Annotated in this window: 14 protein-coding genes; 1 reads left to right on the top strand and 13 read right to left on the bottom strand. The window is 57.9% G+C overall.

The genetic code is table 11. The features are described 5' to 3' along the window. Positions 1–51: 51 nt before the first annotated feature. The 4 genes from AAF465_02615 to AAF465_02600 are packed head-to-tail and all read right to left on the bottom strand — an operon-like array spanning position 52 to position 4,102. Positions 52–1,071 carry a chlorophyllide a reductase iron protein subunit X gene (locus AAF465_02615; GenBank protein ID MEM7081599.1) on the bottom strand — a complete coding sequence of 340 codons (1,020 nt, stop codon included), beginning with the start codon at positions 1,069–1,071 and terminating at the stop codon, positions 52–54. Continuing rightward, positions 1,068–2,051 carry a chlorophyll synthesis pathway protein BchC gene (gene bchC / locus AAF465_02610; GenBank protein ID MEM7081598.1) on the bottom strand — a complete coding sequence of 328 codons (984 nt, stop codon included), beginning with the start codon at positions 2,049–2,051 and terminating at the stop codon, positions 1,068–1,070. The genes AAF465_02615 and bchC overlap by 4 nt, the downstream gene beginning before the upstream one ends. Positions 2,052–2,101: 50 nt before the next feature. Next, complete coding sequence (locus tag AAF465_02605; protein ID MEM7081597.1) at positions 2,102–3,223, bottom strand: methyltransferase; 1,122 nt, start codon at positions 3,221–3,223, stop codon at positions 2,102–2,104. Positions 3,224–3,232: 9 nt separating this feature from the next. Then, positions 3,233–4,102 carry a polyprenyl synthetase family protein gene (locus AAF465_02600; protein ID MEM7081596.1) on the bottom strand — a complete coding sequence of 290 codons (870 nt, stop codon included), beginning with the start codon at positions 4,100–4,102 and terminating at the stop codon, positions 3,233–3,235. A gap of 175 nt (positions 4,103–4,277) precedes the next feature. Here AAF465_02600 and AAF465_02595 point away from each other — a divergent pair, with 175 nt between their 5' ends. Beyond that, entirely contained in the window at positions 4,278–5,222 is a 945-nt protein-coding gene (locus tag AAF465_02595) for a carotenoid 1,2-hydratase (GenBank protein ID MEM7081595.1), read from the top strand. A gap of 95 nt (positions 5,223–5,317) precedes the next feature. Here the strand turns inward: AAF465_02595 and AAF465_02590 are convergent, their stop codons facing one another. From AAF465_02590 to puhA, 9 genes are all read right to left on the bottom strand, one after another. Beyond that, positions 5,318–6,265 carry a phytoene/squalene synthase family protein gene (locus tag AAF465_02590; GenBank protein ID MEM7081594.1) on the bottom strand — a complete coding sequence of 316 codons (948 nt, stop codon included), beginning with the start codon at positions 6,263–6,265 and terminating at the stop codon, positions 5,318–5,320. Positions 6,266–6,321: 56 nt separating this feature from the next. Beyond that, a complete protein-coding gene (locus tag AAF465_02585) occupies positions 6,322–7,611 on the bottom strand; it encodes a DUF3422 domain-containing protein (protein MEM7081593.1) in 1,290 nt (429 codons plus the stop codon). Positions 7,612–7,615: 4 nt separating this feature from the next. Then, a complete protein-coding gene (gene bchO, locus AAF465_02580) occupies positions 7,616–8,515 on the bottom strand; it encodes an alpha/beta fold hydrolase BchO (GenBank protein ID MEM7081592.1) in 900 nt (299 codons plus the stop codon). Continuing rightward, complete coding sequence (locus AAF465_02575; GenBank protein MEM7081591.1) at positions 8,512–10,254, bottom strand: magnesium chelatase subunit D; 1,743 nt, start codon at positions 10,252–10,254, stop codon at positions 8,512–8,514. The genes bchO and AAF465_02575 overlap by 4 nt, the downstream gene beginning before the upstream one ends. Continuing rightward, a complete protein-coding gene (bchI, locus tag AAF465_02570) occupies positions 10,247–11,284 on the bottom strand; it encodes a magnesium chelatase ATPase subunit I (GenBank protein MEM7081590.1) in 1,038 nt (345 codons plus the stop codon). Before bchI ends, AAF465_02575 begins: the two co-directional genes overlap by 8 nt. A gap of 34 nt (positions 11,285–11,318) precedes the next feature. Beyond that, positions 11,319–12,083, bottom strand: coding sequence for a putative photosynthetic complex assembly protein PuhE (puhE, locus tag AAF465_02565; protein ID MEM7081589.1), 765 nt, complete (start codon positions 12,081–12,083; stop codon positions 11,319–11,321). Positions 12,084–12,187: 104 nt separating this feature from the next. After that, a complete protein-coding gene (gene puhC / locus AAF465_02560; GenBank protein ID MEM7081588.1) occupies positions 12,188–12,664 on the bottom strand; it encodes a photosynthetic complex assembly protein PuhC in 477 nt (158 codons plus the stop codon). A 10-nt stretch (positions 12,665–12,674) separates the two neighbouring features. After that, positions 12,675–13,325: a photosynthetic complex putative assembly protein PuhB gene (gene puhB, locus AAF465_02555; protein ID MEM7081587.1), complete on the bottom strand. Its 651-nt coding sequence runs from the start codon at positions 13,323–13,325 to the stop codon at positions 12,675–12,677. Further along, complete coding sequence (gene puhA, locus AAF465_02550) at positions 13,322–14,092, bottom strand: photosynthetic reaction center subunit H (protein ID MEM7081586.1); 771 nt, start codon at positions 14,090–14,092, stop codon at positions 13,322–13,324. Before puhA ends, puhB begins: the two co-directional genes overlap by 4 nt. Positions 14,093–14,094 lie beyond the last annotated feature (2 nt).

Genomic DNA, 14,094 nt, shown 5'->3' with positions numbered 1-14,094 from the left:
TGTTTTGTCCGGGTTTTTAGCCGTTGTTTTTTTGTTCGCTTCAGTCACAAATCACACGCTGTCGTAAATCACTTCAAGTGACGGTTTGGTTTGGGCCATGGCACCACACATGTCCGCGGGCGTGGCCGGCTCAAGCTGCACATCTCGCCCGACCGATTCGCCATCAAATAAATTGAGCAAGCCGTCCTGATCAAGCGGCGTGGGTTGTTTCGGCGGTGCTTCGGCCACGTTTACAGCGAGCTCTTCGAACAGTGGCGCCCAGACGCCGCCAGGCATACCGACGATCTCGTAGTTGGCACTCTTTCGGCGAATATCCTCATCCGCCGGAATGGCCGCCAACACAGGAATACCCACCGCTTCAGCAAACGCTTGCGCTTCGCCCGTTCCGTCATCTTTATTAATCGCCATGCCCGCAACACCGACGTTGCCACCAAGGCGACGGAAGTACTCCACTGCGGAGCACACGTTGTTTGCGACATATAGTGACTGCAGATCGTTGGAACCGACAACAATCACCTTTTGGCACATGTCGCGCGCAATCGGCAGCCCAAATCCGCCACACACAACATCGCCAAGAAAATCGAGTAACACGTAATCAAAATCCCACTCATGGAAACCCAACTTTTCCATCAGTTCGAAACCGTGAATAATGCCGCGCCCGCCGCAGCCGCGGCCGACCTCGGGACCGCCTAGCTCCATGGCGTATACCCCATCTCGCTTGAAACACACATCGCCGATTGCCACTTCTTCACCGGCTTCTTTTTTCTTCAATGACGTTTCCAAAATCGTTGGGCAACTGCGGCCACCAAACAACAGCGAAGTTGTGTCGCTCTTTGGGTCACAGCCAATGAGCAACACTTTCTTGCCTTGCTGCGCCATCATGTAAGAGAGGTTGGAGAGCGTAAAACTCTTGCCGATACCTCCTTTGCCATAGATCGCAATAATCTGAGTCTCTTTCGCCGGCTCTCCGCTCGGTACCGGATCAGGCTCGACGGCCGCCTCATCGCGTAACGCATTTCGCATTTTTATTTGAGCGGTATCTACCGCCGCGACTTTTTCGCTTGCGCTCATGCCACTTCTCTCCAGTCCAGAATCATTTTCAAACACGCCGGTTCATTGAACGCGGTGCGATACGCACTTGGTGCGTCGTGTGGATTTGCTTGATGCGTGATCAACCCATCGAGCGATAGCGCTCCGCTGCTCACCAGTTCGGTTGCTTCGAGCAAATCGTTGGGTTGCCATTCGGCGGCGATTCGTATTGAGGCTTCGCGCATAAACGCCGGCGGAAACGCGAACGAAACAGGTGCCGAATAAAAACCAGCCAGCACCACAACACCCTGGCGCGCAAGATGCGCCATAACGGTATCGAGTGCTTGCGGCGCACCGCTGACATCAATTGCACAGGTGTAATCGGTGCGCGTGTCTTGTTCGGGATGACACACGTCATACCCCACTGCGCCATCGCAGCGCGCCTCGTCGATCTCCCACACCATTGGCGCATCGGCGCCTTTTGCCACAGCTACCCGTGCGAGCAACCGACCCAACACGCCATGGCCCACAATTAACTCGGGCGCACGATCGAGATTGAACGCATGCACTGCCGTGGCCGCTAGCGCAAGCAAAATACCCCGTTGCTCGAGGGTCTCATCGATTGGAATCACTTTATCGGCCGGAACGACCAAACGAGAGGCAGCACCACCAAACAAGCCTCGAACGTCGTCAAAACAACTGGCGCCCGACACAAATACGCGAGTACCCGGTGACATTGGCACTTGGCTGCCAGCCTGTGTAATACGGCCCACCGACTCGTAGCCGGGTACTAAGGGATAGCCCATGCCGGGGAACATCGGCATCTGACCCGACCACAATAATCGTTCGGTGCCTGTGCTGATCCCGCTCCACTCCACTTCCACCACCACATCGGTGGGGCCAGGGGGCGTCAGATCGAGTTCGCGAACGCACAGTTTGTGCGGTTCATCGAGCACCACGGCCCGCGCTCTTAGCGCGTGCAGTTCCCCCGAAACTGATGAGCTAATTATTTCGCTTTTCATGAGAAGTGTCAGTTTACGCTGACTATTTATGTTGTCAACTAAAGCTGACGTTAACCGGGTTTGACAGCGTGAATGACGCTCGCCAACATCGGTATGGGCGTTTTTTCTTGATGCACCGCAATAAATCCGGCCGCTTTGAGCCTGCCGGCCAGTTCATCAAAACGACGGGGTCGTCCACTCCCCATCGCGCGAAGATAAAACGTGAAATACACCGACCCCATGCGCGGTGCCCCCGCTGTAGCCGCCAGGGGTTCGGCAATCAACACCCGCCCACGCGCCGGCAGTGCGCGGTACACATTAGCCAGCAGCGCTTGCACCACGTCGTCATCGTGGTCATGCAGAATCCGTACGAGCGAAATGAGGTCCGCCCCCTCCGGCAACGCGTCACGCGTAAAGTCACCACCATGAACGGTGACGCGACTAGAGAGACCTTCTGCAGCCAAGTGTTGCTCAGCCAATTTGGCAACGGGCGGCATATCGAACAAGGAGAGCTTAAGGCTCGGTGCGATTTGAGCCGCAGACACGACGAACGCGCCATTCCCGCCGCCGACATCCAAAAGATGATGATGATTATTTATCCGAAAGGCGGCGTGCACTTGCTCGTAGATCATAGGCTGCGATGAACTCATGAGCGCCGTATAGCGAGCGACGGCCTCTTCATCCATCGCCACATCGTTGCCCTCCGCGTAGGGCCAATACGCCGCTAGTTCAGTGTCGTGTCGACGCGCCTTTAACAACCCAATCGGATCGGCCATATCGCGATAGAAATGCGCATGATGTGTAACCATATTTTGGACGGCTTGGTCATCGACCACAGCCGCCCCCAGCACACCCAAGCCATATTCATCGTCGCCAGTTGATTGCAGCAATCGCAGCGCAGTCGCCGCTTCTGCAAGCGCGCGGGTCGCGTCCTCATCGAGCGACAGCGCGTCGCTCAGCGCGCGTATTGTGCGCGGACCGCGACGAAGCAACGCCAATAGTCCCAGCTCGATACAGGCGAACAACGTTTGCGAATAGGTGAAACCGGCAACCAAATCGAATACGTCGCGGGCACGTGCCCGTGCGATGCGCTGCGTGGGCCAAAACGCGCTGGCAGCACGGCGAAAACGCGGGCTTGCCAACAAATGGTTGCGCAAATTAAGGAGCTGAAGGCGCAGCGCGCGCAATGGCATTACGATGAATTAGGCGGCGGCGTGACAAGTAAGCGCCGCTGACATCAGAGCGGTAGCTTCGATCTTTATGGTTTCATGAAGTGCTTCATGACCAGGGCAGGGTGGAATCGATCCGACCGCCGCTTTTATGAGTTTCTTTAGTCTCAACACAGACGCATCCATACCCATCTCGAGTACAGAATTGGGATTGAGGCGGGCGGCATCGCGCCCCACCGGTTTGCCGATCTCATCGGGATTCGCGGTCACATCAAGAATGTCATCCGCCACCTGATAGGCCTCACCAATACGCTCACCCAACCGCGCCCACGGCGCCGAATCCACCCCGGCTGCCGCCGCGCCTAGCCGAGTGGCCGCGACAAACAAGGCGCCCGTTTTTTGCTGCTGGTAGCGCTCCAGTGCCACATCCGGCTCGCACTCCCAGGCCTGACCCGCCACAATGCCCCGTGGCACGCTCACAGCCTGGCCCAAGAGTCGAATTAGTTCGGGTAACGCGGAGGAAGATGCGGCCGCTTCTGCCAAGGATTGAAACGCGGTCACGATTAACGCATCCCCACACAGCACCGCGATACGTTCATCAAAGGCCAGGTGCACCGTGGCTTTACCGCGACGCTTATCCGCATCGTCAAAGCATGGCATGTCGTCGTGCACAAGCGACGCACAGTGCAGCAACTCCAGCGCCGCAGCGGCCGCATCGACTACCGCGTCGTTTGACGCACCGCACGCGGCGGCGACCGACAACGTAAGGCGGGGACGCACCCGCGCGCCACCCGGGAATACCGCATACGACAGCGACTCTCGCAAACGAGGCGGACAATCCTCGTGTTGCGCGGCACTAAGCGCCTGTTCAAGCGCGGTGTCGATACGAGTCTGCGGGTCCATAGCGTACACTCCGGTGGTCAGACACGCTAAAGTGTCAGTTTTTGTTGTCATCTTTGCTTGTAAACTACAATAGACATCGAATTTCGGCGCGTCAACCGCTTTCGGCGCGTCAACCCATTATTTTGCTGCTTCGCACAAGTATACGTTTGATGCCCACCCGCTCTAGGAGACCCGATTGATCACCACACCTTCCCCACTTCCGCCTTTCGATACACCGGTGCTCGATCGGGGTTACAAATGGTGGTACTTCGATGCGAGTAGTTCAGATGGCCAGCATCATCTGGTGGTGATCGCGTTTGTCGGCAGCGTGTTTTCCCCATTTTATAAACGGGCAGTCGCACGCGGCCGCGCCGACCCGATGCAGTATTGCGCCATCAATGTCGCGCTCTACTCTCGACAACACGCTCGGTGGGTCATGACTGAACCACACCCTTCAAAGGTTGAGCGAGGCGCCGATCATTTTTATCTTGGGAACACGCAATTGGTTTACCGACAGGATGCGATTGAAATTATCGTCAACGATCGCGCCGCACCGCTCCCGTTCAAGGTGCAAGGACGCATCGTCGTCCATCCTCATAGCCTCACATCCACTGAGTACGAGCTTGATGCGCGCCGCCAGCATCGCTGGTGGCCGGTTAGTCCACGTACACGCGTTGAGCTTGAGTTTGAAAAACCCGACATCCGCTGGTCAGGCGATGGCTACTTTGACAGCAACCAAGGCGATGAACCGCTGCACGAGGGGTTTAACGACTGGCACTGGAGTCGAACCCACGAACGTGACCACACGCGTATTGAATACCATGCGCGTGATCGTCACGACGCACCGTCGGCATTGTCTCTGCAGATTCGTGACGATGGCCAAATTGCAAAATCCCAGCCGGCGGTAGCGTGCCAATTACCGGCGACGCGCCTATGGCGAGCACCCCGAACCGCGCATCTGATGGCATCACCGAAGATCAGTCAAACGCTTGAAGACACACCCTTTTACGCGCGATCGCTGCTCAGCACCGGCGCAGACCGTTCGCACACAATGCACGAGAGTCTCTCGCTTGCTCGATTTAGAGCAAATTGGGTAACTACCTTGATTCCGTTTCGCATGCGGTTTCCGTTCGTGCGTTAACGGTCCACACGCGCAGAACTTATCGCGATTGTCGCATCGACCTTTCACTGACTTGACGGCAAACGTGCTGCGTCATAGCCGCGATGCGCCGATCCTTAGCTATAAGCCGACGAGGCCGCATCGACCAAAAACTCGACCTCCCGCAAAGGCGGCGCGTAGTCACGTACACGTGGTTTTATCGTCGATAAAAGTGAATGCGCAAGGAGCGCCAGCTTGCGCGACCGCGTCACAACCGCTCGGCTAGACACCGAGTCCAGTCCACGAGATTCGATTACGCGACCGATTTCGGCATAGATTCGACGCGCGGCATAGATGCCGGGTCGAGCACGCACCGGTAACTGGGCAATACCGAACGTCGAGCGCGTATACAGGGCGTCCGCCGCGGTCAGCAACTCTTCCACTACGTTACCGATGGCGGGTGTGAATACCGGATTGTCAAGCCACCCATCAGCATCGACTCCCACTCGTTCTAATGCGTCCAAGGGTAGATAGAGCCTTCCCGCGCGTGCGTCTTCTCCGACATCTCGCGCGATATTCGTTAACTGCATTGCCACCCCCAGGTCGCACGCGCGCGCTAACACATCTGGCGCGCGCACACCCATGAGCATCGCCATCATGGCGCCCACCGTGCCGGCAACCCGAGCAGCGTAGTCGTAAAGGTCAGATTGAGTCGCATACCGACGTCCCGCGACATCCCACTCGAAACCCTCAATTAAGGCGGCGGGCAGCGTTTGCGGAATAAAGTAATGATGCACAACAGCCGCCATCGCGCGATCGACCGGGTCGTGCTGTGGCTCGCCGGCATAGATACTGTCCAGACGTGCGTGAAGATCACGGACCGCTGCCGTCGAATCGCCCGGCACGTCAATCGCGTCATCGGCCAATCGACAAAACGCATACAGCGCTGACGCCGGCTCGCGCACATCACGCGGTAGAATTAGTGATGCCGCATAAAACGACTGAGATCCCTGCCGCAGGGTTTCGCGACATAGCGCAATATCCTGCTTTTCTGTGGCGCTTAGCGCCTGCCATTGTTTATTCATAGGTCACCACCTTGCGTGGATGCATTAGTGCCTGTTGGGCACGATTCGTTAAAGTGTCAAGTTGGGTTAGTGTCCCTTTCGATACGCTTGCGCACGGTGTACGTCGCTACCGCCACAATCACCACAATAAACGGCACACTCGCCGCCACGATTACCGTCGGATTGACACCAAAGCCAGCTGCTTCAAGCCCCTTGGCCAGATACTGAACAAGGCCTACGACGTAGTAGCTAATCGCCGCGATCGACAACCCTTCAACCATTTGTTGCAGGCGCAATGCCACACGACCACGCCGATCCATGGACTCAAGAAGGTGTTGATTCTGCTGTTGCCGGGCGATATCTACGCGCGTTGAAAGCAGCTTTGTAATACGGGACATCCTCAGCGCAAGCGAGTGTTGGCGGTTGGCAATCGCGTCGCAGGTTTTCACCGCGGGTGACAAGCGTCGTTGCGTAAATTCGCGGTAAGTTTGCTTTCCAGGAATGCGCACTTCGCGCAGTTCGTCGATACGCCGATCAACCAAGTCGTTGTAGGCACGTGCTGCGCTAAAGCGATAGCCAGTAGCAAGCTGCCGATTTTCGCTAACCGCCTCCATTTTAGTTAGCACATCCAAAAGATGTTGCTCGTCGAGCTCATCACTGTCGCTCAGCGCTTCACTGAGTTCGACTAACTCTTCCTCAATACCGTTCAAAAACGGATTCAAACTCTGCGCAACCGGTAACGCTAACAGAGTCATAATGCGGTATGTATCGATCTCAAGTAGCCGCTGCAACATGCGCCCGGCCTGCTGGGGTGGCATCGCATCATTAATCAGCAACAGCCGACTATAACCATCGCTCCGAACGGCGAAGTCAGTGAGCGCAATGGCTGCGCCTTCGGCGATTTGCGACCCCACCAGAACGTTACCATCAAAAAAACGGTCGGCGATTTCGCCGAAACTGCGCGACGGTTCATGTTCAATCAATTGCGCCACCTCTGTCGCAACGATGACACGATTTTGGCACTCGTCGAGCCACGTCTGCGGAATATGGCGAAGCACAGATTTGGCGAATGGTTCACCCAGCGGTTCGTTGTCGATCAATGTAAAACGGGTAAATTCCGTATGGCGCTCCCACCGCATATGACAGGGACCGAGATTCACACTCACATGATTTGACGGCTCGCCAATGTCGACGCCGAAATGTTCCAACAGCTTGGTCAACCGCTGCCATTCGAAGTCCACCTGATCGCCCTCGGTCATCCATGCCAAATAGGTAATCTGTTTCGACCCGTTGATCTCGCCAGGTGGCCGAGCGTGCACCTCGTTGTTGAGTCGTAGGCGCTGTGGGTGATCTTTAGTGCGTCTCACCGAACTATCCTCCCCACTGTTGTGCCATTTGAAGCACATATTGCGCCACTTGCTCGGGCGCCTCTTCATGCGCTACGTGACCGAGTCCCGGCAAGTATTGAAGCGTGGCATGTGGACATTCGCGCGCGACGATGGCGCCTTGCCGCGGCTCCACCGCACCGTCTTGTGTTGCGACAAGTAAATGCAGCGGAATGCTATTGCGACGCATGTCGTGTCTTAGCGTACCCAAATCCCAATTGGCCATCATGGCGAAGGTGGCTTCAAGGTGAGCGGGCTTTTGCAATACCGCGCGGTACCGCGCGATGCTGTCATCATCGAGCTTGGAGCCCGTACTGGCGATCACACGCTTGACGGCATTCAAGTCCCGCGCCTTTCGAGCCAATGCGTGAGTGACCAGGCGGCTGCCTGAACACAGACCCGCAAGCGGTGCCAGCACACTGTTGATGACACCACCAAAGACCATAAATGCACCATTAATCGATACAATCGCTGAGGGTGCGGCATAGCCATCCAAGACCAGTCGCATTGCTAACGCTGCGCCCGCAGAATGGCCGACGATAACCTGTGGACTGACGTTTAACGCGTCGATCAACGCACCGGTCTCGCGAGCCATCTCGGCCAGCGACATGACTGAGGGATCAAAGATCTCACTGTCGCCGTGGCCCGGTAGATCGGGGGCGAAAACGGTAAAGCGGTGATCGATGAGCGGCGCAAGCGTGCGCCAAGAATGTTTAGCCGCACCCGTGCCGTGCAGGAACAGCAGACCAGGGCCACGGCCCGATTGCGCGACGCTCCACCCCACACGCTGCGTGTCGACTTGTTTAATACGCTTAGCCGACACGTGCTCATGCTGAGCGATGCGTTCAGACGTAGCGCCACGCATCGGATGTGCCACGACCGTCATGCGGCAACCCCCGACGCCTGAACCGCCTCGACAATGGATTGCGAAGACGCATACGGTAACGCGAGATACCGCGCGTTGAGCGCAACGGCGAGGTCGCGGCCGCGGCCACGCGGCCGTTTTGCGACATCCACCAGCAACGTCGACACGCTGGCGGCTCGCAATTCGTGGGCGGCCGCTTCGGTGTGCTGAGCACTGTCCGCATGGCCCGGTGTGCCGTCGCGACCCACGTTTCCACGTCCGTCCGTGAGCAAAATCACCACTGGTCGCTGCCCCGACTTGGTCACTTGACGCGCAAGCTCACGAGTCGCATCCAACGCCCCTGCCAGCGGGGTGGCACCACCACCTGGCAGGTTGGCCAGCTCGCGTTTGGCGCGAACCAGCGAACGTGTCGGCGCGAGCAGTAATTCGGGCGATGCGCCTCGAAAGGCAATCAATGCAACTTGATCGCGACGTACGTAGCAGTCACCGAGCAACAGCTGTACCGCGCCTTTCACCTCGCTCAGCCGCTGAGCGGCCGAAGAACCCGACGCGTCTACCACAAAAATATTGACCGACTGCGTGCTACTTTTGCGGCGCGTGGTGCGAAAGTCGCTGCGTCTTATCGCTAAGCGCTTGTCCGCACCGCGAATCTTCTGCCATGGCGCAGCCGTTCGGAGCGTCGCCAAGACATTGAGCCGCGCATCGCGACTCGCCGGCATATCGCCGATCGGCCGTCCACGCGGACCCTGCACCGCCGCGCCCGTACGGGCAACATGCGCACTACGTTCCCGGTGCGCGCCGCTGGCGAGCAGCTCAAGTAAACCGTCCGGTAGCGCCGCCATCGCCGCGTCGATCAGCTGGTCGTCCAGCGGTTTTTGCTCTGTCGATTCGGCGTTGGAATCATCCGCTTTATTTTCATCCGGCGGAGCTTCGGTCGATTCCTCTTCGGCCTCAGGAATAGGTAGCTGTACGGCACGATGGGCCAGGACAAGACGCACGGCGGCACCCGCCTGCTCATCCCCAACCTCGGTCTCACCACCCAGCGCGGCAAGCACGCGAGCCGCCTGCACACACTGCATTGCACTTCGCATTGATGTGATGCCCAGTCCGAGCGCGGTACGGCAAAGCGCCTCTATCACGCGCTTGGGCATCGTCACATCGCGCAAACCTTTGCGGGCCGCAAGCAGATCCGCCGGCGTAAGCGGCAACTCATCGACCGCTTCGGGCGACAATCGATCGGCATCGAATTGCAGTGCGAGTCGATCAGCCAGCCTGGGATCCAGCCCGGGTTCATCATCACCACTTTCATCCAGCGCAACGACTGCAAAACGAGCGGGCAGTATCGACGAAAAACCGTCGCGCTCAAGCCGCACGCGATGCGTGTCCATGGCGTGCACAAGATGCGTAATCGTGCGGCCGGGTAAGCGTTCGGCCATCGATAACACCGCCACTCCGTCATGCGTGGACGCCAACACACCCTGACTCACAAGCGGCTTACCGGCCGCCAACGTTGCACCGAGATCAAGCCCGCCCAACAAACGATCCTCGTCGATGTGACATGGAATCTTACGAAACGGTGTATCGAGATAGAGGCTTTTGATCGCCCGCAGCACCGCGGACCGACCCGGTCCGTGCCGACCACGAACACACAATCCCAATCCAACAGGATCAACAGCGAACACAAGCAAAGCCTGTAAGGCATCGAACACGTCGGCGTGCTCAGGAGGATTGGTACCCGCAGTCTCAACTGGATCAGTCATCGCCTAGCACCTCCGACACTGCGCGCTCGATGCGCACCGCGGCACCCGCTTCATCGAGCGGGGCTCGGCGTAATCGGTGGGTGAGCGCCGGTACGGCAACCGCTCGCAAGTGATGAACGTCGACCTGCTTGTCTCCTTTTAGTGCCGCAAGCGCGCGAGCGGCGCGAATGAGAGTGAGCTCGCCCCGCAAACCATCCGTGTTGAGCGCCACGCACAACTCCGCAGCGCGTGTCAGCATCTGATCGCCCGTTTTCACCTGTTCAAGCTGCGCACGACCTTGACTGACCTTGCGCCGCACGGCGCCCTCTTTGCGCGACCATTTCTTGCGGAACACTTCGGGATTGGATTCGTACTCCGCGCGCCGCCGAATAATGTCTACTCGTTGATCGATTTCAACCGGAGTCGTGATTTCCACCGACAAACCAAACCGGTCGAGCAGCTGTGGACGCAGCTCGCCTTCCTCGGGATTACCGCTTCCAATCAGTACGAATCGAGCCGGATGTCGCACACTCAATCCTTCCCGCTCGACAAGGTTTTCACCCGATGCCGCTACATCAAGCAACAGATCAACAATGTGGTCCTCCAGCAGGTTCACCTCGTCGATGTACAAAAACCCCCGGTTTGCGCGAGCCAGCAACCCCGGTTCAAACGCTTTTTCGCCATGCGCCAGCGCTCGTTCTAAATCGAGCGCACCCATGACGCGATCTTCGGTAACACCCAGCGGTAGATCGACCACAGGTGTCGGCACAAGTCGCGATAGACGCGGCTTGCCCGGATCAAACGCGGCACACGCCTCGCAGGTGCAACGACCCGACAGCGGTTCAGCACCATAGACGCAATCTTTCACCACGCGGATTTTCGGCAACAGCGCCGCCAAAGCGCGCACCGCCGTGGACTTGCCGGTACCGCGATCGCCAAACGCCAACACGCCACCAATACCTGGGTCAATGGCACTGATCAGCAGTGCCTGTTTCATGTCGTCCTGTCCGACGATGGCAGAAAAAGGAAAGCTGTCCATGCCTTTGGACATTAGGAGATCGACGGTAAACGGCGCATGAAAACCCTCACGTGGAGTTCGCCTCACGGGACCCGGTGCCGAGTCGCCAGAGAATGCCGTCGGGTACTTTCACCATCAGCAAAACGTGCTCGAGAATCGCCAGAAAGAGCAGCGTGGCGAGCAGTGCATGGGTCGTTACCAGATAGGCCGAGCCGTCTTGTGCCGTGCGGATAAGCTGGTAAATGACAAACACGGCTGCCGCCATAACAAACGGAAACAGCGCATTCATTGATCGGGAGGACATATACGTCGCAAGGTATTGCAGGTGACTCGGCAGAAACTCCATGTGCACATTGCGGGCACCAAAGAAAATATTCAGCTTGGCACTCCAGCGCATGAGCCACAGCACACAAAACGTATGGAAAGCGATGAGGTTTGGTGCGCGCCACGCCATCACAAACAACAATAGCGCGGTGGCGATGATGGCAAGCTCATGATGCAAACTCGCTCTTACGCCATGGACGAAGCGCTCAACAGTTGAACGATTGGGAGGGCAAGCACGAGGTGCTGGGCCGGTGATGAAACCCAAGTAGTAACTAAGCTCGTGCCAGCTCCAAATCAATAGGGCGCCGGTAAAGCCCAGATACGCCCCTAGGACGGTCGGGAGTCGTAGACTAAATGCGACCGCTACCACGCCGACCAGCAGTACGATAGTTGCCAGGCCGTAGGTGCGGCTATACGTGGACGCGGGCAGACCGATACGATAGAGCGCCACAACGGTCGTCAGCCACCACATCGCAACCGCGATGGCAATTGCCACAAACCAGGTCATCGCCCGAACCGCCTAACCGACGCGCGTCCTGCTTGGCGCGCGCCGGCATCGACGTGACCTACCCGCTGGACGTCGGCATGTATTCGCAATGAAAGCCCATCGCGTCACAGTCGCGCCTCCGTTGATACGGCGGGACTTGGACTATCGCGATCAAGGTAGCGCGCGAAGACATCGGCATTAATCTTGCCAAAGGCCCGCAAGTCCAAAAAGCGATGCGTAACCGGATCGATCAGCAAGATCTGACCATCGATCCGGCGCTCAATCACAAAGGGCGTCTCGGCGCCGCGGCCATAAGGTGCACGGGCACGTGCTAGGCCACGTAACGTCGAACGTAGAAAGCCGTTGGTGCCGATCTCAAGATACTCGATCGGCTGATCGGTCTGCGCGTCGATTACAACCACACGGCCATCGCTCACGTCCTCAAAGCGCAGGGCTCTTGACGCTTCAATGGGGGTCTCGGGCAATACGGCCGGCCCGTTGGGATCGAACCAGCTTTTGTAGCCCGTACCGATCAGCGCCAGAGTGATCATGGCGCCCACCATAATTGGCGGGAAGCGTCTTTCCATCGGCGTTCTGTTCATCGATTTCTCCTCACGCAACGACCGGCGACGCGTCGATCTCCGACGACGGCAACGCATTGGGTGTCTCGGCAATGGCCGCAGCGAGCGTGGTAGCAGCCTCTTGCGGCGCATTGAGGCTACGTAGTGCTGGCTGCACATTGAGCAGGCCTCGCATTTTCAAGTGAGGCCACAGCACGACGTAACTGAGTCGCTTGCGATCGGCAACCTGCAGTAGGATGTCGCCGCTGCCATCTCGGTGTAATCGCAGATCCGCTCCGCTCAGCGCGCTGAACGGAAGATTGAGCGGCATCGGCAGCGCAATACCGATCCGCATTACCACGCGTCGATTCGTAATGGTGTAGAGCGTCGTGCGGGCAATGAAATAGGAAATGAGCAGCAAAATGCCCAGTGCGATATTCGCCGCAACCAGCAGACCCATTGTGCCGGCAAGGTCCGTCATCAAACCATGGCCGGAGCTGGCCAACCACAGGTGACGCAGACCGAGAATCAACACAAAATAGACCGCCAGTTTGCGAAGATGCAGCTGGTGGATCGCCACGTTGCGAAAAGTTGGCGCACCCTGCCATAGGATGTGTTCGCCTTCCGGTAGCTCTTCCGGCAATCCTGGCACCGGCTCAAACTCGCTATCCGTGGCGTACACGTCGTTGATGGGTTCGCTCATAACTTCGGCTCCTGCCGTGCCGCATCCGCGTACAATGTGCCGCCACCGAAGTACCCCATGATGCGGTCTTCTTCACGCAGGGTGATCTCATCCGGTGAAGCCAGTCCCGGCACATCTGCAAACTGCGATGCGTAAATCGAGCGTACTTTGATCTGTCGCTTTTTCGCGTGAATCTTCGAAAACCCGATGGGCAGCAACACGTGCTTGTTATTGTGGGCACTGCCCAAGTCAACCTCGAAGAACGTAATGAGCGGTTCCGCCCGATCGACCCAGACATCGGAAACCGTACCGGCCACCACATCATCGGCACCCACAACCTGCATACCACGCGGATCCGGATCGCGGTCCATAACCACAAAATCGGTCGCCACCCGCATCGGCACGATGCGATTCTCGTTGTGCAAAGTTTTGTCCGGCACATCCGCCCGATCAGACCAAGAAGCGGGGCCGACACCGTCCAGCATCGGGTTACCGGTAGGCACCATCGGCGCGCCCGGATACGGTGCTGCGGGTTCAGCGGCTAATGGCCGCTCGACCTCATCCCGGGGCACGTAAACCACACCGCCTAAGGGCGCAAGAAACGACTTCTTAGGGGGCGCGGCAGGAAAACCTTGTACCTTCACGCGCCCACCCGAACGGTCGGTTCGATCCGATTCGAGTGGGTACCCCTCGCGCTTGCCCTCGCGGTGCAAATAAAACACCAGGCCGAAAAAGAACAGCCAGAACAATGTGAATAAAATTTCTACTAAGTCAATCGACTCGTTCATGA

The sequence above is a fragment of the Pseudomonadota bacterium genome (assembly GCA_039028935.1).
Classification (GTDB): domain Bacteria; phylum Pseudomonadota; class Gammaproteobacteria; order Steroidobacterales; family SZUA-146; genus SZUA-146.
The sequence above is the reverse complement of the archived record's forward strand: the minus strand, read 5'-3'. Positions and strand labels throughout refer to the sequence as shown.

Bases quoted from the DNA above. Each gene is read 5' to 3' on its own strand.
- AAF465_02615 (MEM7081599.1), bottom strand. From the start codon at position 1,071: ATGAGCGCAAGCGAAAAAGTCGCGGCGGTAGATACCGCTCAAATAAAA.
- bchC (MEM7081598.1), bottom strand. From the start codon at position 2,051: ATGAAAAGCGAAATAATTAGCTCATCAGTTTCGGGGGAACTGCACGCG.
- AAF465_02605 (MEM7081597.1), bottom strand. From the start codon at position 3,223: ATGCCATTGCGCGCGCTGCGCCTTCAGCTCCTTAATTTGCGCAACCAT.
- AAF465_02600 (MEM7081596.1), bottom strand. From the start codon at position 4,102: ATGGACCCGCAGACTCGTATCGACACCGCGCTTGAACAGGCGCTTAGT.
- AAF465_02590 (MEM7081594.1), bottom strand. From the start codon at position 6,265: ATGAATAAACAATGGCAGGCGCTAAGCGCCACAGAAAAGCAGGATATT.
- bchO (MEM7081592.1), bottom strand. From the start codon at position 8,515: ATGACGGTCGTGGCACATCCGATGCGTGGCGCTACGTCTGAACGCATC.
- AAF465_02575 (MEM7081591.1), bottom strand. From the start codon at position 10,254: ATGACTGATCCAGTTGAGACTGCGGGTACCAATCCTCCTGAGCACGCC.
- bchI (MEM7081590.1), bottom strand. From the start codon at position 11,284: ATGTCCAAAGGCATGGACAGCTTTCCTTTTTCTGCCATCGTCGGACAG.
- puhE (MEM7081589.1), bottom strand. From the start codon at position 12,083: ATGACCTGGTTTGTGGCAATTGCCATCGCGGTTGCGATGTGGTGGCTG.
- puhC (MEM7081588.1), bottom strand. From the start codon at position 12,664: ATGAACAGAACGCCGATGGAAAGACGCTTCCCGCCAATTATGGTGGGC.
- puhB (MEM7081587.1), bottom strand. From the start codon at position 13,325: ATGAGCGAACCCATCAACGACGTGTACGCCACGGATAGCGAGTTTGAG.
- puhA (MEM7081586.1), bottom strand. From the start codon at position 14,092: ATGAACGAGTCGATTGACTTAGTAGAAATTTTATTCACATTGTTCTGG.